The organism is Paenibacillus sp. FSL R5-0407 (genome assembly GCF_038009185.1).
In the GTDB taxonomy this organism is placed as follows: Bacteria; Bacillota; Bacilli; order Paenibacillales; family Paenibacillaceae; genus Fontibacillus; species Fontibacillus vini.
In genome coordinates, this window is record NZ_JBBPAX010000001.1 from 2,777,716 (window position 1) to 2,801,953 (window position 24,238).

Here is a 24,238-nt window from a genome sequence, read left to right on the forward strand (position 1 = left end):
TTAAATTAGAACGGGTGGTTCAGACCCGATTTTTTAGCCTTTTACCGCGCCTGCCGTAATTCCCGCCTGCACGTATTTTTGAGTCGTCAGCGCGAGCACGAGCGCAGGGATAAAGGCGATCGTTCCCGCCGCGGCCAGCGTTCCGAATGGTGTATCCTTTTGCAATTGGATCATTCCGCTAATCCCAAGCGGAAGCGTTTTGTTTTGATCCGTAAAGATCAGAACCAACGATAGGCTGAATTCGTTATAAGCGGCCAGGAACACTAGAATAGCGGCAACGACAATCCCTGGAACGATGAGTGGTAGCGCGATTCTCCAATAAGTGCCGAACTCGCTGCAGCCATCAATCTTGGCCGCTTCGAACATCTCGGTCGGCAATTCGTCAAAGAATCCCATAAACAGCCAGATCGCCAGTGGAAGTGCTGCAGTAATATACACGATAATGAGCCCGAACAAGGTGTCCAAAATCCCCAGCTTTTGAAAAATAATATAGTACGGAATGATGAATACCAGCCCGGGAACCATCCGAATCACGATAATGGCATATTGCCAAAAGGCACGGCCCCTGAATTTAAAACGTGAAAATCCGTACCCGGCGAAGGTTGCGACCATGATGGCGCACAACGTGGTAGTGACAGCAACGATCAGACTGTTGATAAAATACGTACCGATCTGATGTTTTGTAAAAATCTCGACGTAATTCTGCAGATTCCAGTTAGAAGGAAAGAACTCCGGCGGTACCTTCATAATTTGTCCCGGCGTTTTGAACGATGTCGTTACGGCCCAATAAATAGGGAACAAAAATACGATGACGAACAGAGCAAGCAGCAAGTAGAGCGCGAATTTTTCGGCATTATGTTTTTTCATATGTTCTCCCCCTTGCTACTGCCGATCATTTCGGATTAATTTCAGGAATATTAGCGTAACCACAATGATAATAACAAAGAAAATCATAGCTCCCGCCGAACCGGCGCCCACATTCATGTACCGGAAAGCAGTCTTATATATCATCGTTCCCATCGTTTCAGTCGAGTCACCGGGACCACCATCGGTTAAAATCATGATGGAATCGAATATTTTCAAGGCATCCATGACCCTTAAAGAAACTACGAGAGCGATGAAATTACGGATTAGGGGAAGAGTTATTTTGAAAAAGACTTTAAAGCGATTTGCCCCGTCCATAAAAGCACTTTCGTAAATATCCCGCGGTACGGTCTGCAAAGCGGCGATCAGAATTAACATACAGAAGGGTGTTGCACCCCAAACATCGATAATGATGACCGCAATTTTCGCCGGCAGCGTTTCTCCAGTCCAGGCGACCGCCGGAAGACCTAATGACTGCATAAGGTAATTAATAGGTCCATAGATGGCCCCGAACATGATTTTCCACATCGTAGTCGAAACGACGGGGGCCAGCATCATAGGCAGAATAAACAAACTCTTGAAAATCTTTGTCCGTTTGCTAACCTTCTCATTGTTCAACATAAGCGCGAGAAGCATCCCCAACGTGACATTCAGCAATACGGTAAAAAAGGTAAATACCAGCGTCCAACCGATAGATTTCATAAAAGGACCGTTGGTCAACATGTATTTATAGTTGTCTAACCCGGTCATCCTGATCATCGAACTGGGCAAAGAAAGGTTATAATTCAACAGACTTATATAAAGGGAGTAAAACAATGGCACAATGGCCAATAATGTGATGAGTATGACGGCAGGTCCTATGAAAATATAGGGTAATGCCCTGTCAGATAGTCTTTTGACAACCACCGTGTCACGCTTCATGAAAATACACCTTCAATCCTCTTTAGATAACGCTTTCAGATTCTACAATTGATCATATCCTTCAGTTGTTCTATCGATGTACACTCTTCTCCCCTTTCATTCAAAACGTTTGAAAACTTAATTTAGATGCAGTTGAATTATATAACTTATACTAATATACTTTTTTATAAATATATATACTAAATAAAGTATAAAGTTTGATATAGAACCCGCCAGCCTTTATTTATAATGTACTCTCCTTTAATTAAGTCAATATACCAACATCATCAATTAACTGGTAGACTTTACAATACGCAAACTATATAATCTAGTTAGTATAAAAATATATTTCGGGTGTGATCATTCCATATGAAAGAGCAGCCTTTGTATAAGCAAATCCAAGAAAAGATCAAGGAACAAATTAAACTGGGCATACTTCGTCCAGGGGATCGGGTCGGTTCTGAAAAAGAGCTGTCAAAGTTGTATAACGTCAGCCAAATCACAACCAAAAACGCTCTTATCGGACTTGCGGAGGAAGGATGGGTGGAACGCATACAAGGAAAGGGATCCTTTGTGTCCGACCTCTCCTCTCAATTACGTCCGGCCATGGCTAAACCTGTTTTAATCGGGGTTGTCTTTCCGAGCATGAAAACCATGATCGATCAACAATTGCTAAACTATATCGAACAATATGCATACGAGGAAGGCTTTCAAATTTTGTTGCGCATTACAAGAGAATCCGCGGAAAGAGAGACGCAGTCCATCCGAGAATTAATGGAATTAGGCATCCAAGGTTTGATCGTGTTTCCAACCGAAGCGGAAAACTATAATGAATCTATCATTCAACTTTCATTCGACAAGTTTCCGGTCGTGCTTGTTGACCGCTTCTTCAAAAATATCCGGGTCGCCCATGTTGTTTCCGATAATATAACGGGTACTTTTGATGCCATCGATTATTTGTTGAAAAAAGGTCATCGGCATATCGCCTACATCTCTCCCGAAATCACGAATTCCGTCACGGAGGATCGGGCAATTGGCTATGAGAAAGCCTTTACGGAGCATCAATTGCCCATAGATAAAAATTTATGGTGCATGTTGAGGTTGAATACGATCCAGCAGAACGCGGCCGAAGAAATTGCGGATTTCCTTAAGGGCAAGGATAATGTAACCGCAATATTCACCGTCAACGTTAAACTTGCCCATATCGTCCATGCCTACTTAAGGAATCATCATTTATTGGACAAGATTGAACTCGTTACATTTGACCGTCCCGATTTGCCGGAAGTACCCTATGTCGCGCAAAACATTGAAGCCATCAGCAAAAAAAGCATAGAAATTTTGAAGGAACAATTCGCCGGGGAATACGTGCCTCATCAGCACCTGGAACGCGTAACTCTTTGTCTGTAATGCTGATAAATCCGCTTGATAAGCACAAAAAACCGCCAGAGAGCATCAAGACTCTCTGACGGTTTTTTTGTGAATCGATAGGCCTATCCCCGCACGTACAAGCGGCTGCTCTCCTCCCAAATCTCACCCGGCTCCAAACTGAAGAGTCCGATTTCGTCTGCAGGCAGATCCACATGCGGAGCGTTTACCAGGTTGATCTGCGGCTCGGGGCAGAAAAAGCCTTCCTTTGCCCCATTGTTCCAAATCATCCACTGTTTGTAGGACGTCCCCACATCATAAACCAGCGTAATTTGCCGGCTCAGATCGGTCAGCTCCATCCGGTTTCGGCCGTTTTGGGCCGCGGAGGTATAATGATTGTCCATGCTTTCGAAGAAAGGATAAACGCCTGCGCCTTGCATCAGCAATTCCTGATCGGTCAATGGCTGAAACTCGCCGGTAGGCAGCATCCGTTCATTCAGCTCCCACCGCTCTCCGATCGTCAGCTTCAGACGATAGTCCGCAGCCGCGCTTCCATCGGCAAACGGCGCATTCACCGAGGTGTGGAACGCCAACAAGCACGGCATCTTCTCGCTGCCTTCATTAACCACCATAACCTGCTGGGAAAGACCGTACGCACTCAGGCCATACCGAATTCGAACCTTATATTTATAAGGAAAATAGCGATACGATTCATGCCGTTCGTCTACGGTAACCGAAACGGATACGAAGCTCTCCCTTTCGGTATGTCCGAACTCCTCCACCTGCCAGGGAATGTTGTACAGAAAACCATGTAGATGGTTGCCGGTCGCACTTTCATTGACGGGAAACTCATGAACCTTACCATCCCACGGAAAACGTCCGTCTTCATACCGGTTCGGCGGAAATAACACGGGAATTCCGTGAATCATCGGCCGGTTCTTGAAGGACTCCATTTCCTCCGGACCGGGCTCATGCAAAAACTTCAATCCGCGCTTCGCATCCCGAAACGCGATCAAATTACCACCAATGGCGGGGAGCAGCGCCGCTTCATAACGGCCCGCTTTCAGCCAAATCGCTCTCTCTCCCTGATACTCGCCCTCATATGCTTGAAATTCTGATGTGCTCATCGATTTTGTCTCTCCCTATGTCCTTTAGTCACGGTCCAGAAATGCCTGCCCGGAAACGTACACGAACCGTTCTCCCCGGGCCATGACGTGGATTTTCTGCTCCGGAAAATGCTCATACATATAATCCACGAAGTTCCCCGGCTTTTCCGCATTGCCCGCAAATACGTCATAATGCAGTGGAATCGCCGTTTCAGCTCCGACCCTGACGGCCAGTTCGGCGGCTTCCCGGTAATTCATATTACCGACGATGCCGCGCTCCCGGCGGAAAAAGTCCCGGCCGTTGATGGGCAGCATGGCTACATCGGGCTTGATCTTCTCAAGCCGTTCCACGAGCCCCGGATAAATTACCGTATCTCCCGCGTGATACAACGTTACACCATTCAGCTTGAGAACGTATCCCACGCTGCGATGGAACCCGTCTCCGTCTTGCTCCAATTGTTCGTGAGCGGCGGGAATCACCGTGATTTCCAGCTTGGAGAACAGCTCGGTCTGCCGGCTGTTATCCGCCACCAGGATTTGCGATTCCTTTACACCCATTCGAAGCAAAGGCACCTTGCAGCAAGCCGGCGCCATGATCGGCGCTCCACCGTTTTGCTCGTGAAAAATCGGCAGCGTCCCTGCATCCATATGGTCCTCATGCTCATGTGTAATCAGACAGAGGTCCGCCCCTACGATATCCTCCGGAACGATCGGCGCCGGGTAGGAGCGCACCGGCCCGTTTTTGTCCAGATAATCCGATACATAGGGATCAATATAAACCGTTACTCCGTCCCCTTTAACGATCACGCTCTCTTGTCCTAGGAACCAAATAGCCAAAGTTCCGTAAGGGACATTGGTCCGGTTTACTTCGCTGATCAGTGAGGCTCCTTTTCTTTCCGGTCTGTTCATGGTTGTCCTCCTTGCGTTTCCGTAAAATTAGCTTACCGTTACTATTAACCTGTCTTTACTGTAACGGCTCGACCTTCACCCGGTCAATTCGGACCGCGACATCCGAGCTTTGCAGGCCGATGCGCCCCTGAAGATACGGATTGGCACTGCGATCGGTATAAGAGAGAACCGGTTGGCTGGATTCTCCCGCATAAACTTCGATCGTTGCGCCTCGCGCGTATACTTTTAAATGAAGCTTGCCGTCCGCTCCGGGGAGATTCATTCCCCAAGGCACGCTGATTAATGAGGTGGTGGCATAGTTGATTTTATCGAGATGCAAGCCCTCTGCATCGGCATATACGTAATACCCGCGGACGAAATCGGATCGGTTCTGATTCTGATCGAGTCCGTTAGCAGGCTCCGAGGCACGGATGAGCAGTCCGGCGCGGCCCGTATTCTCCATCCTCTGCAGATCCGCCTCAACGAAATAATCGGACCAACCGGGCTCGCCGGTCAACGATTTGGCAGGTGACACCGATGATGCCCGCAATTCCTCGTCCTTTACGGACCACATGCCTTCAAACCGGGTCCATCCAAAGTCGTTTCCGTCATCAAAGTTGTCCTCCCATGTCTCCACGGCCTGGTAACGCCCCGCCCGGAACCAGTCCAAGTCCAAAGTTCCAGCCGTGATCTCCAGCCTCCAACGTTGTTGTCCCGCAGGCAACTCTACGCCCTGCGCGGAAACCGTCTGCCATTCTCCCGCTTTCTCCTGAGTCGCCTCAAACGTTGCAATCTCCTCATCATCTTCACTGATTAATTTTAATGTTGCGCTCTCTGTCATAGGTCGAATTCGAAAATGAATTGAGTATCTCCCGGCTTCATCCAAATTCACCAGGTAATTCGCCCATTCCCTCTCCTGCAACCCGGACAAAACATAGCCGCCGGCATCATTGCTCTCCATACTCAAGGTTCCGGGGCGGTAAGGAGACGCGCTGCCACCTTCCACTTTTTTAACGGCCTTATAGGCTTTGCCCTCTTCACCTTCCTCGAAGTGAACTGCCTGCACCTGACCCGGAAGCGGCTGATAAGACCGCCAGTCGCTGCTGCCGTTCACGTCATTGCTATAAGCAATATAGCCAAAACGCGCATCTAAACCTGAAGCCGCATAACCGATGGAGCCTCCATCCGTCGCCGACGAACCGGCGTATTTCTGCATTTCGTCAACATAAACGCGCAGATTGGCGTGTCCGCCGCTCCCGGCATCCCCGGCGGTGGCATGCTCGATCCGGATCTTATGCCACTGGCTATAGTCAAAGTCCGCAGGCAGATCGGCTTCGCCAAGAACCTGCTCTTTCCCGCCGGACAGTTCGGTCACTTCCATTCGGCCCGCCGCCGGATTCAGCCAGACGGTGCCGTAATTTTGTTCATCGCGATACGAGAACACGGCCCCGACCCGGGCTTCCGCCTTCGCTTCGCTCTCCGCGCGAACGTGGAACTCCGCCGTATACCCCGGCTCGGTCTTGGACTTCGTCCGCAGCATGGCTATGCCGGATGCATCCGCAGTCCGGACGCCAGCGCCTTTTTCGGGATGGACGCTCCAGTCACCTTTGCGGGATGCCACCCAGGACTTGCCGAGCTTATCCCGTTCGAACCGGTCGGCAAACGCGGGCAGAGCCGGAGCCGGCTGCGGCGTGTCCGTCGGCCCGGCCACCGCGAAGCCGTTCCCGTTCCAGAAGAGCCGGTCCATGTTCATATGCCGCAGCGGCCCGACAATACCTGGGCCCTCCAGGTTATGATAGATCATGTACATGGAATCGAGATCCGGTCCCGTTACGAGCGAGTTATGGCCGAGTCCGACCGTCTTCCCTTCCGTCCTGATCAACACAGGGTTACCTTGAAACGCCTCAAACGGCCCCAGGGGCGATTCGCTCACCGCCGCGTCAATCCGGTACCCGTTGCTGAAGACGTGATTCCCGGTATAGGTCATGTAATATAAGCCGTTTCTTTTGAATACCGTCGGCCCTTCGGTCCAGCCATCCATATAGGCTCCGGTGGGCGAGCCGGGAGCCGTTACGGACAGCGGTGAATCCATCAGGGCGGCATCGATGCCGCCGGTTCCAGCGTAGTAGAAGTACCAGGTGCCGTCGTCGTCCACGAAGGTCGAGGCATCGATCGTTCTTCCGAAATTGCCCGTTACCACCCGGAAAGGTCCGACAGGAGAATCGCTTTCTAGCACATAATGGCCGTTTCCGGCCGGAGAAGTATACATATAAAATTTGCCGTTCCAATATCGGACCTCGGGCGCATACGCCGCCGTCGTAAGGGGATCTTCCGTACACAATCCGCGATAGGTCCAATCCACCAAATCCGGCGAGCTCCATACTTTAATCCCTGCGTCGGTATCCCGCGTGCTTACGTACAAGTAATAATATCCATTGAACGAGAAAATAAAAGGATCACCCAGCCCGTACTCTTCCCATTCATCCGCTAATGACACGGGATTGCTCCATGTCCGGACCGGCTCCCGTTCCACAGGCGAGCAGGCCGCTGTTACTAACAGCAGCATGATCATCAACCATTTTCCCAAACGCACAACCACTCTCCCCTTTCAAAATAACCCCGCGAAAGCTCTCCGTCTCCCAAGAAAAAACGGCAGAACCGACGGATAACGTCATCTGCCGTTTTTAAATTATTTTCGGGTTCCCTCTACGATTGCGCGGATCGTCTCCAGGGGAAGCTTCGGCTTCCGATCGTAGGTCAGCAGGCCGTTAATCTCCTGTTCCACATCAGTTAATTGCGTATAACAGAACCCTTGAATGATCGGCGATTGCAGCATCGGTTCTACGACATTTCGGAGCCGCTCCGTAAAGTCCTCTTCATTCACCGCGCCGGAATATCCCCAACCTTCCCACTCATTCTTCTTGAAGGAAATCCCTCCAAACTCGGTTGCGAGAATCGGCTGGCCTGAATAAGGGAAGCCCGGAACCATAATCCAGCGGTTCCCCGGTTGAGCGCTCAGCGCCGCCTCCTTAGTCGCATAGCGGTCCGTCAGCACTTCGCGCCGCCATTCATAATCATGGACGGTCACCAAATCCGTGTTGACCAGCTCCCAGCCGTCATTGGAGATGACCGGGCGCGTCAGATCCAGCGACTTGGTCATATGGTAGAGCGATAAGGCGTGCTGTTGCTGCTGCTTGTCGACCAGAATGTTGGGCACGCCCCAGCTCTCATTAAGCGGTACCCATGCGACGATGCAAGGATGGTTATAATCCCGCTCCACCGCCTGAATCCATTCCTTCGTGATGCGTGCCACATAAGGCCCGGAGAACTGGTAGGCGTTCGCCATTTCGCCCCAAACCAGCAAGCCCAGCCGGTCCGCCCAGTACAAATAACGCGGATCTTCGATTTTTTGATGCTTGCGTGCACCGTTAAAACCCATCTCCTTGGTCAATTCCACGTCCCGGCGCAGGTCGTCATCACTCGGGGCGGTCAGGATCCCCTCCGGGAAGTAGCCTTGGTCGAGTACCATTTTCATGAAATAAGTCCGGTTATTCAGCAGCAGCTTTCCGTCTTCAATAGATATTTTTCGCATTCCGAAATAACTGCTTACCGTATCGGCAACTACGCCGTCCACGCTCAAGGTCAATTCCAGATCGTATAAGTTCGGTTTCTCGGGGGTCCACCAGCGTCCCAGTCCATGATCGTTGAAATCTTCGAGATGAATGCGCCGGCTGGCCGACTCATGTCTAAACGAGAACGTATCTTCCGCTACAAATTCACCGTTAAAAGTGACAACCACTTTAATGCCGACTAGTGCGCCCGGGCGATAGCCGGACAGAAAAACGTCCAATGCGATATCATTGACGTCGATATCCGGGGTCAGGCGAATTCGTCCGATATAGGTATCCGAAACCGGCTCAAGCCATACGCTCTGCCAGATGCCGGTAGTGCGCGTATAGAAGATTCCTGCGGATTTTTCTTCCCAAAATTGTTTACCCCGCGGCAGTGTCACATCCCGGCTGTGGTCAACTGCCTTCACAACGACGGTATTATCGCCTTCGGCAAGAACATCCGTAATATCGGCATGGAACGGGGTGTGGCCGCCTTCATGAAGAGCTACCAGTTTGCCGTTCACCCATACCTTCGCCTCATAATCGACGGCGCCGAAATGAAGCAGCAGTCTGCCTTTTCTATAAGCTTCAGGTACGGAAAATACTTTGCGATACCATACCGTATCATGAAATGCCGTATCGCCGATTCCGCTTAACCGGCTTTGGTAACAGAACGGCACGATGATTTTGCTGGTGAAATCATGTTGTTCTTCGTACCAAGCCTCCCGCTCGCCGATCCCCTGATCGTCGTAATCAAAATCCCATTCCCCGTTTAAGCTCATCCATTCCTCACGGACAAATTGCGGACGGGGATATTCATTGCGTAGCAGTTGGTCAGTCATAGCTTCTACTCCTTCTTTATCCCGTTGTTATATTTTTGTGTCATGGTTTGAAGTAGCGCGGCGCGCAGGTTTGGTAATAATCCATATGCCGTACCCGATGACGGCCAGCAGTCCCAGTTCCATCCACAATGCATCCAGCAATCCCGCCAGCAACAATGGCTGATTATTTTTCAATGCGAAGATGAGCACATTGCTCATCACCAGAAACCAAAGTACATTTCGACCCATGGCCTCCAGCGGGACAAACGGCAAGGGATATTTCTCCATCAGCCGGGACAAAAGATAATAACCGTACAGCAGCAGAGCAGGACCGAGGATCCACCAAACCGATGGCGGAAAACGTTCAGGCAACGAAGTTTCGGGGTTCGAGAGCCACCTCCAGACAAACGCGCCGGATGCAAGCGCCGAGCCTGCCAGAACCCTCCAGTCAAAGCCGATGCGGTACCGGGCAAACAGCATGCCTAGCAAATAATACGGGAAATATTGCACCACCGGAAAAGAGGCGAAGTCCCTGGTTCCAAAGAGCGGAGCCCATATCGGCTCATGAATCGATCCATAAGGAATCCATGTGGTGAGAAGCAGAAGTCCCGCCGCCGTGAATCCGGTCCATTTTCGCTCGACCAGCCATTTTAAGGGTACAAACAACAGCAGCCCCAGCACGATTAAATAAGTAAATGAAGCCAGAAATTCGGACCAGCCCGGCATATCGTTCAGCAGCAAAATCGGTCTGATCGTCTTCCATTCCAGCGGCCGTTGATCGATAAACAATCGAAAGGCTGTCCCGGAAATATAAAAAGCCAACAAGGTTTTGAACGCCGTTGCGAGCATGCGGTGCCAGACCTTCGAGAACGCCTTGTTATAATATGCCAGCTGGCACACATAACCGAAGCTGAATACAAATCCCGAGAAGGTGATTAAGTTAATGAACTCAATCCATTTCTGCCCCTGCGGGAAAATCATCGGATCACTGAAAAATTGCAGGGTATGGCAATACACCATTCCGAGCACCAGCAGACCCTTAAAAATATCGATCGCTCTTTCACGCTGACGCACAGCCACAACCGTTGCTCCTCCACTCATCCTTTAATTCCCGACAGGCTGACTCCTTTAATAATCTGACGCTCGAAAATCAGGAACAGAAGCATGATCGGCAAGGAAGCTACGGTATTGATCACCATCGGCTTCACGTAATCTTCCGTGTACTGATTCATCAAGGTAGGAATCCCCATCGGCAGCGTGAACAGGTTATCGTCGGTAACCGACAGGAACGGCCAGAGGAAATTGTTCCAGGAGCCGATAAACGTCAGAATTGCGATCGATACGAGCGCGGGACGGGTAAGCGGCAGCATGATATTGAGAAAAATCCGCCAGATGCCTCCTCCGTCGATCTGAACGCTTTCCAGCAGGTCGTTCGGGATTCCGTCAAAGAAGCTTTTTAACACGATAATCGCAAAGGGTGAAGCCAGCGCGGGAAATATCAGACCCATGTATGAATTCAGAATCCCCATATCTTTGGCGACCTGGTACAGCGGAATGAGAATCGCTTCCCCAGGAATAAGCAGCCCGGCCAAGATGAAGAAAAACATAAAAGTTCTGTAGCGGAACGGAACCTTCGACATCGCAAACCCCGCCATCGCAGCGATAATCAGCGTCAACAGTGTCACGCATATTGCGATAAAAAAGCTGTTCCACGACCAGTTGATCAATTTCGTGCCGGTGATGATTTCATGATAGACCGCGAAGGAGTAAGGAGGCGTGAACCAGTCCACGACGGACGTGATTTTCATGCCTTCTTTTTTCACGGAAACTACGAGCATCCAAACTAACGGAAAAGCAAACAGCACGGCCATGAACATGGAAAAGATCCGATAAAACCATTTCATCTCTAGTTCGCCTCCTTCCGGTTATTGATCCAGTATTGCAGCCCGGACAGCACTAGGAGAATGACGAACAGCATATAGGACATGGCTGACGCATACCCGAGATCGTTTTTGCGGAAGCCCGTTTGCCAGATCAGCTGGATGACGGGACGAGTCTGATCGAGAGGTCCCCCGCCGGTCATGACATAGATCTGCATGAACACTTTAAATGAAGCTATGATTTGCAGCATGGTTATCGTTTTCGTAATCGGGCTGAGCAGCGGAAGAGTGATCCTCCAGAACAGCTGGGCATCAGTCGCCCCGTCCAAGCGCGCCGCTTCATAAACTTCGTCCGGCACGTCCTGCATCGCCGATAAGTACAAAATAAAGTTAAAGCCGACCGTCCACCATAACGTCAATAGCGAGATGGCGATCCAGGCCAGATTCGTTTCCGACAGCCAAAAGATCTCCGAGCCCTCAGGAAGAAGCTTTACTAAATGAAGCAAAGAATTAACAAGACCGGTATAAGGCTGGAACACAAACAATCCCAGAAAAGAGGCAACCGCCACGGAGAGAATGCTCGGAATAAAGAACACGCTCCGGTAAAACCTTTGCAGCCTGGAGTTGCGGTTGGCGATAAGCGCCAAAACAATGGCCAAAATAATCATTAGCGGCGTCGTGATAATGACAAAAATCGTAGAATGCCAGATGGACGCCCAAAAATCATGATCTTGAAACATCCGCTCATAATTGCCGAGTCCGACGTATTTCATCTTCTTGATCAGCGTCCATTTATAGAAGCTCATCTCCACGCCCTTGATCATCGGCCAGATGGTAAACAGAAAATACACGACCAAGAAGGGGAGCAGGAACAGGAGTGCCTGCACGTCTGCCCTCAATTTGTTTATTTTCATAAGCGTCTAACCTCCCCATATGACCGGCAGACTTCACGGCAAATGCCGCAAAGTCCGCCGAATTCACTGCCTTGATCTTCTATTCGCTTAATACCTTCTGCACTTCATCCGACATTTTGGCGATACCGTCCGCCGGGCTTAATTTGTTCGCCCAGACTTCGTTCAAATATTTGAACATAGCCAAGTCTCGGATCTGCCAGTTCTTAGTAGACGGCTTGTTGAATTTAACGGTTGAAGCTACGGATACATAATCGCTGCGGTATGGAAGGTCTTTGAATTCCTGTTTCTCAAAAACGGACGGCTTGGATGGAATATGCCCCGCCTTCGCCCATACCTGGCCATTGTCCGCAAGCCAGTTGGCGAACGTAATCGCCGCTTTCCGCTTAGCCGGATCTTCTTTCTTCGTTACCGGAAGGATTACGGTATGCGAATCGCCCCAAGTCGCTTCCTGATCAAATACTTTCGGGATCGGCATCGCACCGAATTCAAGATCCTTCGTGGATTCCCAGGTTCCGGTTGCCCAAACCCCGGTCATCATGATCGCTGCCGTACCGCTTTGGAAGTTTTTATAAAAGTCCGGATCGTTCAATTTAATCACTTTATGTTTATGGAATAAGTCTTGGACATACTGGGCCGCTTTGACCGCTTTGTCGGTATCGATTTGCGCCGAATTCAGATCATCGGATACTACGTCGTTACCGCCAAGCTGGGAGTAAAGCGCCCACCACAAACGGAACGGGTCATCATTGGCGTTCGACATGGCGAACGGGGTTACTTTCTGAGGCAATTTCTCTTTAAGCGTAGTCAGGAAAGTCACGAACCCGTCGGCTGACTGCTCCATAATCGGCTTGCCTTCGTCATCGAGCAGCCCCGCTTCTTTCAGCAGCTTCTTGTTGTAGTACATAATGAACGGATGCGTATCGATCGGCACCGCATAATGCGCTCCGTCTACAATAGACGCCTCCAGAATGTTCTGGTTAAAGGTGGCCCAATCCACGCCGGCCTCTTCGGCCACATCGTCCAGCTCCGATACAACCCCTTGGTCGATCAGGTCAGGCAAGCGGGAAATATGTGAGATTCCGACATCGGGGCCGTTACCGTTACCCACTGCGGTAATCAGCTTTGTGTAGTACTCTCCCCACTCCAGCTTCGTATTTTTGACTTGAATATTCGGATGTTCCTTGTTAAAAGCGTCGATCATCGCCTGCATATTATCGCCGTCGCCGCCCGAGAAGAGCGTCCAGAACGATAATGAAACCTTCTCTCCGCCACTGTCATCTGAAGCGCTTCCATTTCCTTGATTTCCAGTTCCCTCATTCGTGGTGTCTGTTCCTCCGTTATTGCCTGATTTGCCGCTGTTGCTGCCGCCGCATGCGCTTAAGATCAAAGACAACGAAAGAAATAAGGCGAGCACAATCCCAAAACTTTTTTTCATGTAGACCTCCCCTTTACCTTTTGATGAGGCACAAAACATCATTATTGTTTTATTACATATTTTTTGTACCTTTGAAGCTAATATAATGCCCGTTTTTCCAAATGTCAACGGTTTCAAACTATTTTATTGTAATATTTTATCATTTAGGTCTTTTGTTACAGTTTTATTGTAATAAATAACTTGTCCCTTAGCCCCAATATAAAATATTGGGACAACTTTCCCTCTCGCCAGATCTCCTTCCCAAAATAAAAACCATCATTTCTTGGAGAAATGATGGTTCCTATTATTCCGTCTCTTCCTGAGTATAAGATACCCGCATGACTATATCCTGATCGTAATCCCCGAATTGCTTGCCGAAGAGATTAACGCCGCCCTTGTGTACCGCATCCGGATCGACCCCGATCCGCAGCCGCAGGCTGGGGCGCTGATTAAGCTGCAGATCTTGTAACGTCACATCGGACACCTTTTGCATATCCAGCGTCGTCCGTTCATGGTCGATACGCCATGTTTTCAACAAACCGTATTGCGTCGTCCAATCCAGCCACCATGCCGGATTGAGCGCGCCCCGCCGGTCACCGAAATCCCCCGGACTGGTCCACATTCCGATTTCAACGCCGTTGATCCACACCGAAATGTCCGATGGCCAGTCATTGTCGTAATTCGGCGCTTCCGAACACATTTCCATGGATAGCTCGATCGATTGAATACTTGCATTCTGGGGAATTTCCAAGGGAAGCAAGTATTCCACATAACCTTTGCGGAACCAGATAATTTGCGCACCCACATGCTTCGGATGATAAAAACTGGCCGGTTCATCTTCCCTCACCAGCATACCCTCGTGAGTCGCCATGCCGCAGGTCGGATGGACTTCGCAATCGCTATAATGTCCGATCGGCATCTCGACCTCATAAAACTTCATCCCGTCCTTGGTGGAACGGACGCTTGAATTTAGTGAAATAAGAATATCGTCATAATTCCGGCTGCACACCTTCATTGCTCCACGAACCGCCGGCAGCAGTTCCGTATTGATCAGTTTAGCCGCTTCGAGCACCTTCACGTTGTTAGCGACAGTGGAAACCGGAAGCTGCAGGGCCTCGGCAAGTTCAATCACGTTCATACTCCGCGTATTCAGCAGGCGAAGAATATCTACCCTGGAACGCGTGGATAAGGCATGAGCCACTTGAACCAACTTCTCGGCTTCATGGATACCGACTTCCAACATAAGAATCCTCCTACGGATTTTTACAAGAATTTTACATAAGCAATCTCTAATGTACTTTACTACACTAAGCTGTATTAAAGCAATAATATTAATTATATTAAACGATGCGCTGCCCGTATGCTTTTTTTACTATGTAAAATGTGTGACAAGCAAGCAAAATAAAAAACCGGCAGTGGACCATGCCGGTTTTTTTGAGTATTTATGCCTATTTAAACAATCGGAACGTGCTCTCCAGCTTCATTCCCCCGACGGCAGCGGAATGTTCACATCCGTGGCCAGCGGAACGCCAAAATCCGGCGTTCCGTCCTCTTTCCAGCCGAACTTTTGAATCCGCGTGCTTCGTGGGCCGCCCGCCGAGCGATCCTGTTCAGCTTCGGAGTAGGAATAAGCGTGGTAAACCAGCCAATCCTCCGAACCGTCCGCCGAAACGGTAAAGCTGTTATGACCGGGCGCGTACACGCCCGCTTCCGGATTCTTGGCAAAAACCGGCCCTTCATGTTTGGTCCATGCCTCCGCAACCAACAGCTCCCCCGATTCAGAAATCGTCGTCATTCCCAGACAATATTCGTCAGACCAAGTTGCGCTTGCCGAAAAAACAAGATAGATCTTCCCGTTTCGCCGCAAAAATACCGGTCCTTCATTAATGGCCATCCCGCCTTGCTTCTCCCAAGGCTCGGTCGGTGCCGATATAAGCACATTCGGCCCGGTTAAGGTCCATGGATTAATCATGCGGGCGGCATAAATGGCCGAACCATAATCGGGAAAATGACCGTAGCCGGAATAAAAAAAATACAACTCCCCCCGATGCTGCAATACCGTTCCATCCAGACCGGGAAATTCCGTATTGACGGCTGCTTTAAATATCCACTCGTCGTTCATGGGGTCGTCGCCATTAAGCTGAAGGACACATACCCGCCTGGTGTCGTCTCCCCCGCCGTCGTTCGCCGTATAGTAGATATACCAATGATCCTCGATATAGTGAAGCTCCGGGGCCCATAAGTTATGGGAGTACGGGCCTGCTGCGTCCGGTATCCATACGGTTTTTGGAGAGACACTGCCCAGTCCGGTCATGGTTTTGCTATGCCAAAGCGCGATTCGACTCCCCAGCGTAACCGTCATGTAATAACTGCCGTCCTTCTGCTTTGTGATCCATGGATCGGCACCGTTCTGCAAGATCGGGTTGCTGAATGAATTACGGATCATGGAATCCCCTCCTTTTGTCCTGTGCAAGGAACTAAGCCTGGCCTTTGTAGCGGATTTGCAGATCCACCGGATATCGTCCGGCATTGCGGCCGTACAAGGCAACGCCGCCGCCCTCCTCCACCTGCAGTTCCAAGCGGAAAGCACGGCTGTGGTTCAGCCTGGTCGTCAATTGTACCGGGACGCTCAGCTTGCATAGATAGCCGTACGAGCCGGCTTCATCCAATTTGTTCGGAACCGGCTGATAATGCCATGACAGCACGCCCCGGCTGTCCGCCGGATCGTCCGGCAGAACTAGAGAGCCGATGCTTTCGCCATCAATTAGCACGTTTAGGCGGGAAGGATGCTTTTTCTCATCGGTCATGTAATAAGTGTTAGGGTTATATTCCACCTTTGCATCAGCTCCATGCATCGCCCCGATCCCCATGTCGGTATTTACCGAGCCTTCGATATTCCGGGCCAATACCCGCTTTGCGCCGGCTTCGAACACAATTTCGATCTCGTGTATAGCGGCCTTCTCCGTGATGTCCGGCAGTGTTATGTCATAACTGAACCGGCCCATTCCCGCACCGCTGACTTTGGCATGTTGAATCGAGCTCCAATGATGCTCAAAAGTCTGCTCTACATAAGAGCTCACCGGGATTGGAATAATACCGTCACCCGCTGCGTGTTCTCCGTCAGTTTCGCCGCTTCTCACATCGAATGTAGTGAAATTCCGCGTAATCCCCTCTCCCGCTTCATTCACAAGGGAAACCGCCAGCACGGCTACCGCGTCCCCATCAGGCATCGTCAAGGACAGCAGGGACAACGGTGAAACGCCGTAACCATCCCAATCGACTTGGACCTCACCGCTATCCGTCACCTTGCGGGTGCCCAGGTCGTCATGCCAAAGCTCCCATTTCACCATCAGCTTCTGCCCATGGTAACGGTCACTGAAGCTCGATCTCAACAACGGAACAGCGACCTGTTCCTGAGCGGAAACCGTCCGGCACGGAGGTGCGTCGATGACGATGAAATCCGGCGAATGCAGGTCGGCAATTCTCATGCCGGGCACAAAAGCATCATAGCCAAAGTCTTTGCCCGTTCCATCCAGACGATAATATCCGTTGAATTCATTCGTTACGTCGCGGAACTCCGTGAACACAAAGCCGCACAGCTTGTCATGCTTCCGGAACTCGTTCAGCATATACCGGTAATGCCAAGCCAGATCACTGTCGCCGGCACCGCCTTCGATCCCCCAAACATTGCCGCATTCACTGTTCATCAGCGGTGCGTCGGACTGGACATTGCCGCCGATGCAATTGAAGGCCGAGCCCGGATAGGTTTTGTTGACGACCTCGTCCAGATGACCGCGGACCTGTTCATAACCGTTGATATAGAAGTGCCATGTATTGATATCGGTCTCAACATGATCATAATTGCATGGCGAGTTATCCTCGATGATTCGGGTCGGATCGATCTGCTTCGCCCAGCTGTATTTCTCCCGCACCCATTCCTGGGTCTCCGGCAAATAGCTGCTCTGCTGCCCGGCATTCCCCGTAACTCCGGCTTCCTTAGGGTCTGTCTTAAGGCCCCATGTCTCATTGAACATCACCCAGGAGAAAATCGACGGATGGTTGTAATCCCGTTCGATCACCTCAAGCGCCTCACGTTCATAAGCGCTGCGTGCCATTTCGTCCGGGTTCCCCCAGAAACAAGGCATATCCTCCATCACGAGAATGCCCAGCTTATCCGCCCAATACAGCTTGCGCGGCTCTTCCGGCTTGATGTGAATCCGTACGAAATTGAGCCCAAGCCGCTTCATCAGGTAAATCTCGTCATGCATTTCCTCATCGGTCGGGTAAGTAAAATAACCGGTCTTATGGTAAGACTGGTCCAGCGTTCCGTTCAAATAAACCGGCTTGCCATTAAGCGTAATCCAGCGGTAACCGCGGTCGCCGAAGGCGGCCGTCGCGATTTCCCGGATGCCGAAGTAAGTACTGACTTGATCCAAGCCAAAGGATCCGCTGAGCTTAAGCGCCCCCTCATACAAATACGGGGTTTCCGGGCTCCACAATTGCGGGTCATTCACACTAAACGAGGTATTCACTTCATTTTCACCGGCCAAAAGATTCACAGTCACCTTATGCTGAACGGCATGATCCGCAAAATCCATCGCAAGCTCGGCTGATCCGGCTTGATCCGCAACGATTCTCGCCGCTACCTCAATCCGGCCGTCCATGAAGGTTCTGAACTTGGCGTCTTTGATATAAGTTTGCGTACGGGCTTCCAGCCAGACCGGCTGCCAAATGCCGCGAATTTCACCATAGCCTTGTTTGCCGCGCGCTTGATAATTATGATCCTGATCCTCGGTTCGTACGATGATCGTATTATCCCCGTCCATCCGCCAGACGCCGGTAACTTCAAACTCAAACGAGCCATAGCCGCCTTGATGAGATCCGACATGGGATCCGTTAATCCAGACATCGCACAAATAATCCACCGCTCCGAAACGCAAAAACAGGCGTGAACCGCCGGCAGTCGGAAGACTCCAGGTCACCGTGCGCCGATACCATCCGATTCCTTTGATGTCCTTGCCGATTCCGGACAAAGGGCTGGCCCATGAAAAAGGCACCCTGATTTCCGCATCAAAAGGTACTTCACTATCCTTATTCCAGTTGCTGCGAATTCCCTCATCGTTAGGATCAAAGCGAAAAGACCAGGAACCGTTTAAATTCAGCCATTGCTGTCGCTGCCAATGCGGATGAGGAAATTCCGGACGAGGAATGACCAGATTCTCCGCGTTCATAATGGAGGTGCTCATGAGTATACACGACCTTTCGCAAGAGGTTATGCGCCCATTTTAGCACCGGTATATGATTTTTACAATGTTTATTATAGTTTTACAATACACATTCTTCATTGTACAATTAGGTCAATAATCTTGTATATGAAAAGGAACTTTGACGATGAATGAACCGATCCAGGATATGATCCGCTACCCGGCTTCAAGAATTCTTGACGTAGCCAAGGCGTTGTCGGGGGACCTTCGGGTCCGCATTTTGGAGGCGCTTGGGGAAAAGCCTATGAGCGTCAGCCAATTGGCCGAAGCGCTCGGCGTCGCCCAACCGACCGTTTCCATCAACGTCCAGACGCTGGAGCAAGCCGAGCTCGTCACCTCCGTGCAAGGAGCCAACCGGGAAAAAATATGCTCCGTCACCTGCCGCTCCATCCAATTGGAGCTTCCGTCCAAACCGGGGGACGGCCTTCATCCCGTAGAGAGCATTCATATGCCGATCGGGATGTATTCGCATTGTTCGGTGAAGCCCTCCTGCGGCATGGCCGGCAAGGACGGGACCTTGATCGGCTCGCAGGATGATCCCCGGGTCTTTTATATGCCCGAACGGGTCGACGCCGCGCTTCTCTGGTTTGCCGAAGCCGGTTATATCGAATACTTTTTCGCCAACCCGCTGCCTCCAGGCGTCGAGCTTGATGAATTGCGCATTCGTGCCGAGCTGTGTTCCGAAGCCCCCTCCTTCCGTGCCGACTGGGCCACGGATATTACGGTCACGGTAAACGGACTGGAGGCCGGAACTTGGACCTGCCCTTCCGATTTCGGGGACCGAAAAGGAAAGCTGACTCCCGAACGCTGGAAAAGCGGAACGGAATACGGCATGCTGACGGAATGGCGGATCAGCCATCAGGGGAGCTCGGTAAACGGAGTTCCTGCCGCCGATACCTCGATCGGAATGCTTCATTTGGCGTATAACCAGCCCATTTCTATCCGGTTTGAAGTAAAGGAGGAGGCGGCCAACAAGCGGGGGCTTAATCTGTTCGGGAGCCAGTTCGGGGATCATCCGCAGGATATCGTATTGGAGTTCATACGACGCGGCGGGGATAGCTGAGTTTAGAAGAAACAAAGCCTTCCTTCGCTTTTAAATCAAAACTTAATGAAACAAATGTCTCCACCGAGGCGTAAATATAAGGAAAGGACGCAAGTTCGGAATTCGGATGTCCTGAACGTACATAAAAGTGCGTGTTCAAAAAGTCAGGTTTTCAGGACCGAGAAGGTTGGATGAAGATAGGGACTGAGTAGCGGAGCGTACATGGGGTACGTGAGCAACGGAAGGCCCGGCTGAATTCAAGATTCGACGTCGAACCCGCTACATGATCTGCTTCGTCGTGGAAAGATGAATTTTTGAACAACCTATGAAAGGAGGCCTCGGAAATGAACTTCGGACCTGATCCTTTTCCGTTTGGCGGCGGGAGCGCTGGTTCTGGTTTTAATTTTATGTTTACGCTGGTACCCATCTTGATCGTGATCGTGTTTGTTATCGTCATTATCGGATTTATTAGCAGCGGCGCAAAGTATGTGAAGAACGCCAGCTCACCAAAAGATTCACGTTACGCCCGCATCGTATCCAAACGAATGGACGTGAGACATCACTCGCACAATATGAATGATTCCATGCATAACTCTTCGCGCACCTATTATTACATCACGCTGGAGTTCGATAACGGACATAGACAGGAATATCTGGACGTAAAAAATCTGTACGGCCTTGTGGCCGAGGGAGATGTCGGATATGCCGCAGTCCAGGGAGACTGGATCGTGGCGTTCGAACGGAATGCAGGCCAGGCGGAAAGTGGGAGTCGGTTCTAAGGAACCCGTTGGAGAACAAATCAGAACTCGGCCTTATTATAACGAAATAAACCCCATTCCTTTGTTCATTAGGAAATGGGGTTTATTTCTTCCTTTATTATCTCAGCGTTTGTTTCTCAAATGCTTCAATTATACCGCTGAACGTAAGCCTGGCCGTATCATTAACAAGATACTTTGCTTCTCGTAAGTCATCCGGTGAACCGATTCCAACCGAGAACATGCCGGCCGCGTTGATCGCCTCTATCCCCGCTTCGGAATCTTCCACACCTATGCAAGCTCTATAGGGGATTCCGAAATGATCAGCGGCATTCAGGAAGGTTTCGGGATGCGGTTTGCCGTTTTGAACCTGGCTTGCATCTACAATATAATCAAAGGCATCCATAAGGCCTAGTCTCTCCAGCACGAAATGAGCATTTTTACTGGCTGATCCCAGCGCAAGTCTCATCCCGCCGTTCCGGATGTCCTCCAGAAGTTTACCCATACCTGGGAGCACATCGGTTGGCTGAATTTGATCGATCAATTGCTGATATTGCTTGTTTTTATCAGTCGCCAATCGCTCCTTCTCAGCAGCGGAAAGGTGGATAGGTGTCAATGAAGCCGCTAAGACCCGCTCAAGAGATTCCATACGGCTCACACCCTTCAGGCGTTCGTTCAGTTGACGATCCACCGTGATCCCTAGACTCTCGCCAATCTGCTTCCAAGCCATATAATGAAACTCCGCAGTATCGGTAATGACCCCATCCAGGTCGAATATGAACAATTGGGGCTTCATACTTATCTCCCCTTCTCTTGCGCAAGCCATTTCGCGCTCAGGTCGACCCATGCACCAAGGCTAAGTCCATTCACTTGCTCGGGCAGCTTGGCCGAAGCGTCGCCAAGCGACATGCCATGCGGCCCTTTTTCGAACAAATGCAGTTCACACGGCACTTGGTGCTCGAACAGTTTGGTCGCTAAGCCTAGGAGATCCGTCGGCAAAATCACGCTATCTTCGTACGTCCCCCAGATAAAAGTTCTAGGGGTCTCCTCATTAACATAATGCAGCAGATTCAGAGACTCCTTTTCTTCATCCGTTAAATTTTCCTTGCCCATCAGAATCTCGCGAATATCCGGGCCGCGCATGTCCGGCATTAGTCCCTTTTCCATCAATTCAATAATAAATGGCGGGGTTTCAGTAGAACGAGGCGTCAACGTAATCGCAGGATATCCTAGAATCAACTGATTCGGTTTGATCTGGTCCGCACGAAGACCAATCTCTCTGGTAATTCGCTCGTCCTTGAAATATACGCCCAAACTCATGGCCAAATTTCCTCCTGCCGAAAAACCTGCCACAGATATATTCTCTGGATCAACCAGCCAATCGGTTGCGCGCTCACGAATAATCGAGACGGCTTTAGCCAGCTCTTTCAACGCCGTAGGAAAAGGATTATTGATTTTTACAGAATAATCCAATACAAAAGCATGATAACCTAATCTGGCAAATGCCAAGGCCACCGGCTCGCCTTCATTTTGAGAAATAACCGCATACCCGCCCCCCGGGCAAATGAGGACAGCCGGGCGAATCAGACCTTTTCTATCAAATTCACCGTCATCCAGCAAATAGGTTGTCAGTGTAGCCGAGGAATGCTCAAACAATTGTATCTTCTCATGAATCACAGAAGTTCCGCCTTTCTATAATCGAGTGTCCCATTTACCGCAGAAAGGATCCACAGGACTCTTCCCAATAAACTCAGACCGGCCTGTCAACTTCCGGACCAGCATTGGCAAAGTATAATCGTTGACACCGTAGGTGTTAATGTATGTTTTTACCCGCGGAACATCCAGTAAGTGGTATGGATTTTCCGTCGAAATAAATATCGTAGGAATCGCTTCAGGATAAATTGGTACGTTAACCCCCATGGGATTCATCCATTCGATCCGAACCGTGGTCTGATTCGATTTTGTCGCCAAACTACAAATATAAATAATCAAATCATACGTATTCTTCATTTCCGTAAACGAACTCTGCAGTCCCTCATAAACTCCGCTCGGCTCGAAGCGGGTAACTTCAAAGCCTTCTGCTTCCAGCAGAGGAATAAATGAAGCTGCAAGCCCGTTGGACTTATCGTATCCAAGCGCGTTGGCTTCACTCTCGATATCATATACAAGGATCCGTTTATAACGCTCATTAGTAACCGGCAACACGCCTGATTCTTCCTTGACCAGTGTGATGGAGCGATCGCTGACCTGCTCCGCAATCGCCAAATGCTGCTCATTCTTCAGCTTGATTGCTGCTTCTTCTTGTGAAGGGAGGTTGTTCATCTTGTGAAGATTCAGCGATGCTTTCAGACCAAGGATTCGCAGAACGGCTTCGTCCAACCTTTGCTCGGAAAGCAGACCTTGTTCTAGCCCGTCCCTCATAAATGCAACGTCCTCGTCAAGATTTTTGGTAAACAGGAACATGTCGCATCCGTTTTGAATCGACTTCGGCACCAATTGATTTCGCGGCATAGCAATATTCATACCGGCCATGGTGGTTGCATCCGTCATAATCAGACCATTAAAGCCCAGCCGCTCTCTCAGCAGCCCATTCAGCAACTCTTCGGCTAGGGACGCCGGGAGAATCTCGGCATCTCTCAGAGCCGGATTAAGCTTCTTGGAATACTCAGGCAATGAAATATGTCCGACCATGACAGTCTTGGCGCCTTCATCGATCAAGTGCCGATAAACATCACCGAAGGTTCTGTCCCATTCTTCCGGCGATAAGGTATTTACTGAAGTAACCAGATGCTGGTCCCGCTCATCGATGCCGTCCCCGGGAAAGTGCTTTATGGAGGTCGCTATTCCCTGATCTTGCGCTCCTTTGACATAAGCTGCTCCCATACGTTTAACGCGCTCCGGATCACTGCCAAAAGTACGAGTGTTCGTAATCGGGTTTCGGAAATTGTAGTCAATGTCTACCACAGGAGCAAAGGCATAGTTGGCGCCTACACTTTTGCCTTCAATTGCGCATACCTTCCCCAATTGATAGGCCAGCTCTACATGATCTGTAGCCGCGATCGCCATATTCGAGCCGATTTTGGTACCGTCCTTGGTAATCCCTTGCCCCCCTGCTTCCAAATTCGCGGCGATCAGCAAAGGGATTCTGGCGGAAGATTGCAATGTCGTCACCGTTGCCATAACGCTCTCTTTATCCATAGAGCGGCACATTAATCCGCCGATGCCTATTTCACCGGAAAGCCGCTTCAGGAACGGCTCGTCCTGTTTGTAGCCGACCATAAAAAACAGTTGGCCGATTTTTTCTTCAACCGACATTTGCTTAAAGGCTGTCGTTACCCATTGGATGTCATCCTCTTGCAAGTTAAAAGGCTTTTCTCTAAGCAAATTGATGTCCATAGTACGTTTCTCTCCTTT

General features: G+C 50.2%; 19 protein-coding genes. 3 read left to right on the plus strand and 16 right to left on the minus strand.

The genetic code is table 11. The features are described 5' to 3' along the window. Nucleotides 1–33 precede the first annotated feature (33 nt). Nucleotides 34–867 carry a carbohydrate ABC transporter permease gene (locus tag NYE70_RS13465; protein ID WP_290406691.1) on the minus strand — a complete coding sequence of 278 codons (834 nt, stop codon included), beginning with the start codon at nucleotides 865–867 and terminating at the stop codon, nucleotides 34–36. Between the two features lie 15 nt (nucleotides 868–882). Continuing rightward, nucleotides 883–1,587 (minus strand): carbohydrate ABC transporter permease, encoded by a 705-nt coding sequence (locus NYE70_RS13470; protein WP_341046322.1) that lies wholly within the window; start codon nucleotides 1,585–1,587, stop codon nucleotides 883–885. Between the two features lie 561 nt (nucleotides 1,588–2,148). Here NYE70_RS13470 and NYE70_RS13475 point away from each other — a divergent pair. Continuing rightward, nucleotides 2,149–3,171 carry a GntR family transcriptional regulator gene (locus NYE70_RS13475; protein ID WP_341046323.1) on the plus strand — a complete coding sequence of 341 codons (1,023 nt, stop codon included), beginning with the start codon at nucleotides 2,149–2,151 and terminating at the stop codon, nucleotides 3,169–3,171. 83 nt (nucleotides 3,172–3,254) lie between these two features. Here the strand turns inward: NYE70_RS13475 and NYE70_RS13480 are convergent, their stop codons facing one another. The 11 genes from NYE70_RS13480 to NYE70_RS13530 form a co-directional block, all read right to left on the minus strand. Next, nucleotides 3,255–4,256, minus strand: coding sequence for an aldose 1-epimerase (locus NYE70_RS13480; protein ID WP_341046325.1), 1,002 nt, complete (start codon nucleotides 4,254–4,256; stop codon nucleotides 3,255–3,257). 24 nt (nucleotides 4,257–4,280) lie between these two features. Next, a complete protein-coding gene (locus NYE70_RS13485) occupies nucleotides 4,281–5,144 on the minus strand; it encodes an MBL fold metallo-hydrolase (RefSeq protein ID WP_341046326.1) in 864 nt (287 codons plus the stop codon). A gap of 55 nt (nucleotides 5,145–5,199) precedes the next feature. Beyond that, nucleotides 5,200–7,710: a family 43 glycosylhydrolase gene (locus NYE70_RS13490; RefSeq protein ID WP_341046327.1), complete on the minus strand. Its 2,511-nt coding sequence runs from the start codon at nucleotides 7,708–7,710 to the stop codon at nucleotides 5,200–5,202. Between the two features lie 102 nt (nucleotides 7,711–7,812). Continuing rightward, complete coding sequence (locus NYE70_RS13495) at nucleotides 7,813–9,576, minus strand: glycoside hydrolase family 2 protein (RefSeq protein ID WP_341046328.1); 1,764 nt, start codon at nucleotides 9,574–9,576, stop codon at nucleotides 7,813–7,815. Between the two features lie 27 nt (nucleotides 9,577–9,603). Further along, complete coding sequence (locus NYE70_RS13500) at nucleotides 9,604–10,635, minus strand: acyltransferase family protein (RefSeq protein ID WP_341046329.1); 1,032 nt, start codon at nucleotides 10,633–10,635, stop codon at nucleotides 9,604–9,606. A gap of 17 nt (nucleotides 10,636–10,652) precedes the next feature. After that, a complete protein-coding gene (locus NYE70_RS13505) occupies nucleotides 10,653–11,459 on the minus strand; it encodes a carbohydrate ABC transporter permease (RefSeq protein ID WP_211024260.1) in 807 nt (268 codons plus the stop codon). A gap of 2 nt (nucleotides 11,460–11,461) precedes the next feature. Then, complete coding sequence (locus NYE70_RS13510) at nucleotides 11,462–12,349, minus strand: carbohydrate ABC transporter permease (RefSeq protein WP_211024258.1); 888 nt, start codon at nucleotides 12,347–12,349, stop codon at nucleotides 11,462–11,464. A 79-nt stretch (nucleotides 12,350–12,428) separates the two neighbouring features. Next, a complete protein-coding gene (locus NYE70_RS13515; RefSeq protein ID WP_341046330.1) occupies nucleotides 12,429–13,784 on the minus strand; it encodes an ABC transporter substrate-binding protein in 1,356 nt (451 codons plus the stop codon). A gap of 283 nt (nucleotides 13,785–14,067) precedes the next feature. Next, complete coding sequence (locus tag NYE70_RS13520) at nucleotides 14,068–15,006, minus strand: ArsR/SmtB family transcription factor (RefSeq protein ID WP_211024254.1); 939 nt, start codon at nucleotides 15,004–15,006, stop codon at nucleotides 14,068–14,070. 237 nt (nucleotides 15,007–15,243) lie between these two features. Further along, nucleotides 15,244–16,209, minus strand: a complete 966-nt coding sequence (locus tag NYE70_RS13525; RefSeq protein ID WP_341046331.1) for a glycoside hydrolase family 43 protein — start codon at nucleotides 16,207–16,209, stop codon at nucleotides 15,244–15,246. Between the two features lie 31 nt (nucleotides 16,210–16,240). After that, nucleotides 16,241–19,009, minus strand: coding sequence for a glycoside hydrolase family 2 protein (locus tag NYE70_RS13530; RefSeq protein ID WP_341046332.1), 2,769 nt, complete (start codon nucleotides 19,007–19,009; stop codon nucleotides 16,241–16,243). Nucleotides 19,010–19,154: 145 nt separating this feature from the next. Between NYE70_RS13530 and NYE70_RS13535 the strand changes: the two genes are divergently transcribed. Both NYE70_RS13535 and NYE70_RS13540 read left to right on the plus strand, forming a co-directional pair. Beyond that, entirely contained in the window at nucleotides 19,155–20,090 is a 936-nt protein-coding gene (locus tag NYE70_RS13535) for an ArsR/SmtB family transcription factor (RefSeq protein ID WP_341046334.1), read from the plus strand. A 323-nt stretch (nucleotides 20,091–20,413) separates the two neighbouring features. Continuing rightward, nucleotides 20,414–20,848: a DUF2500 domain-containing protein gene (locus tag NYE70_RS13540; protein ID WP_341046336.1), complete on the plus strand. Its 435-nt coding sequence runs from the start codon at nucleotides 20,414–20,416 to the stop codon at nucleotides 20,846–20,848. Nucleotides 20,849–20,945: 97 nt separating this feature from the next. On the opposite strand, the gene pgmB is transcribed toward NYE70_RS13540, so the two are convergent. Genes pgmB through NYE70_RS13555 form a run of 3 tightly spaced genes read right to left on the minus strand, consistent with a single transcriptional unit; the run spans nucleotide 20,946 to nucleotide 24,220 of the window. Continuing rightward, nucleotides 20,946–21,620 carry a beta-phosphoglucomutase gene (pgmB, locus tag NYE70_RS13545; protein ID WP_290406701.1) on the minus strand — a complete coding sequence of 225 codons (675 nt, stop codon included), beginning with the start codon at nucleotides 21,618–21,620 and terminating at the stop codon, nucleotides 20,946–20,948. 2 nt (nucleotides 21,621–21,622) lie between these two features. After that, nucleotides 21,623–22,501 carry an alpha/beta hydrolase gene (locus NYE70_RS13550; RefSeq protein ID WP_290406702.1) on the minus strand — a complete coding sequence of 293 codons (879 nt, stop codon included), beginning with the start codon at nucleotides 22,499–22,501 and terminating at the stop codon, nucleotides 21,623–21,625. 15 nt (nucleotides 22,502–22,516) lie between these two features. Further along, nucleotides 22,517–24,220 carry a glycoside hydrolase family 3 protein gene (locus NYE70_RS13555; RefSeq protein WP_290406703.1) on the minus strand — a complete coding sequence of 568 codons (1,704 nt, stop codon included), beginning with the start codon at nucleotides 24,218–24,220 and terminating at the stop codon, nucleotides 22,517–22,519. Nucleotides 24,221–24,238: the final 18 nt, after the last annotated feature.

What these genes read in the sequence shown, in the direction of transcription:
- NYE70_RS13465 (WP_290406691.1), bottom strand. Translation starts at nt 867, where the DNA reads ATGAAAAAACATAATGCCGAAAAATTCGCGCTCTACTTGCTGCTTGCT.
- NYE70_RS13470 (WP_341046322.1), bottom strand. Translation starts at nt 1,587, where the DNA reads ATGTTGACCAACGGTCCTTTTATGAAATCTATCGGTTGGACGCTGGTA.
- NYE70_RS13480 (WP_341046325.1), bottom strand. Translation starts at nt 4,256, where the DNA reads ATGAGCACATCAGAATTTCAAGCATATGAGGGCGAGTATCAGGGAGAG.
- NYE70_RS13485 (WP_341046326.1), bottom strand. Translation starts at nt 5,144, where the DNA reads ATGAACAGACCGGAAAGAAAAGGAGCCTCACTGATCAGCGAAGTAAAC.
- NYE70_RS13495 (WP_341046328.1), bottom strand. Translation starts at nt 9,576, where the DNA reads ATGACTGACCAACTGCTACGCAATGAATATCCCCGTCCGCAATTTGTC.
- NYE70_RS13505 (WP_211024260.1), bottom strand. Translation starts at nt 11,459, where the DNA reads ATGAAATGGTTTTATCGGATCTTTTCCATGTTCATGGCCGTGCTGTTT.
- NYE70_RS13510 (WP_211024258.1), bottom strand. Translation starts at nt 12,349, where the DNA reads ATGAAAATAAACAAATTGAGGGCAGACGTGCAGGCACTCCTGTTCCTG.
- NYE70_RS13515 (WP_341046330.1), bottom strand. Translation starts at nt 13,784, where the DNA reads ATGAAAAAAAGTTTTGGGATTGTGCTCGCCTTATTTCTTTCGTTGTCT.
- NYE70_RS13520 (WP_211024254.1), bottom strand. Translation starts at nt 15,006, where the DNA reads ATGTTGGAAGTCGGTATCCATGAAGCCGAGAAGTTGGTTCAAGTGGCT.
- NYE70_RS13525 (WP_341046331.1), bottom strand. Translation starts at nt 16,209, where the DNA reads ATGATCCGTAATTCATTCAGCAACCCGATCTTGCAGAACGGTGCCGAT.
- NYE70_RS13530 (WP_341046332.1), bottom strand. Translation starts at nt 19,009, where the DNA reads ATGAGCACCTCCATTATGAACGCGGAGAATCTGGTCATTCCTCGTCCG.
- NYE70_RS13535 (WP_341046334.1), top strand. Translation starts at nt 19,155, where the DNA reads ATGAATGAACCGATCCAGGATATGATCCGCTACCCGGCTTCAAGAATT.
- NYE70_RS13540 (WP_341046336.1), top strand. Translation starts at nt 20,414, where the DNA reads ATGAACTTCGGACCTGATCCTTTTCCGTTTGGCGGCGGGAGCGCTGGT.
- pgmB (WP_290406701.1), bottom strand. Translation starts at nt 21,620, where the DNA reads ATGAAGCCCCAATTGTTCATATTCGACCTGGATGGGGTCATTACCGAT.
- NYE70_RS13555 (WP_290406703.1), bottom strand. Translation starts at nt 24,220, where the DNA reads ATGGACATCAATTTGCTTAGAGAAAAGCCTTTTAACTTGCAAGAGGAT.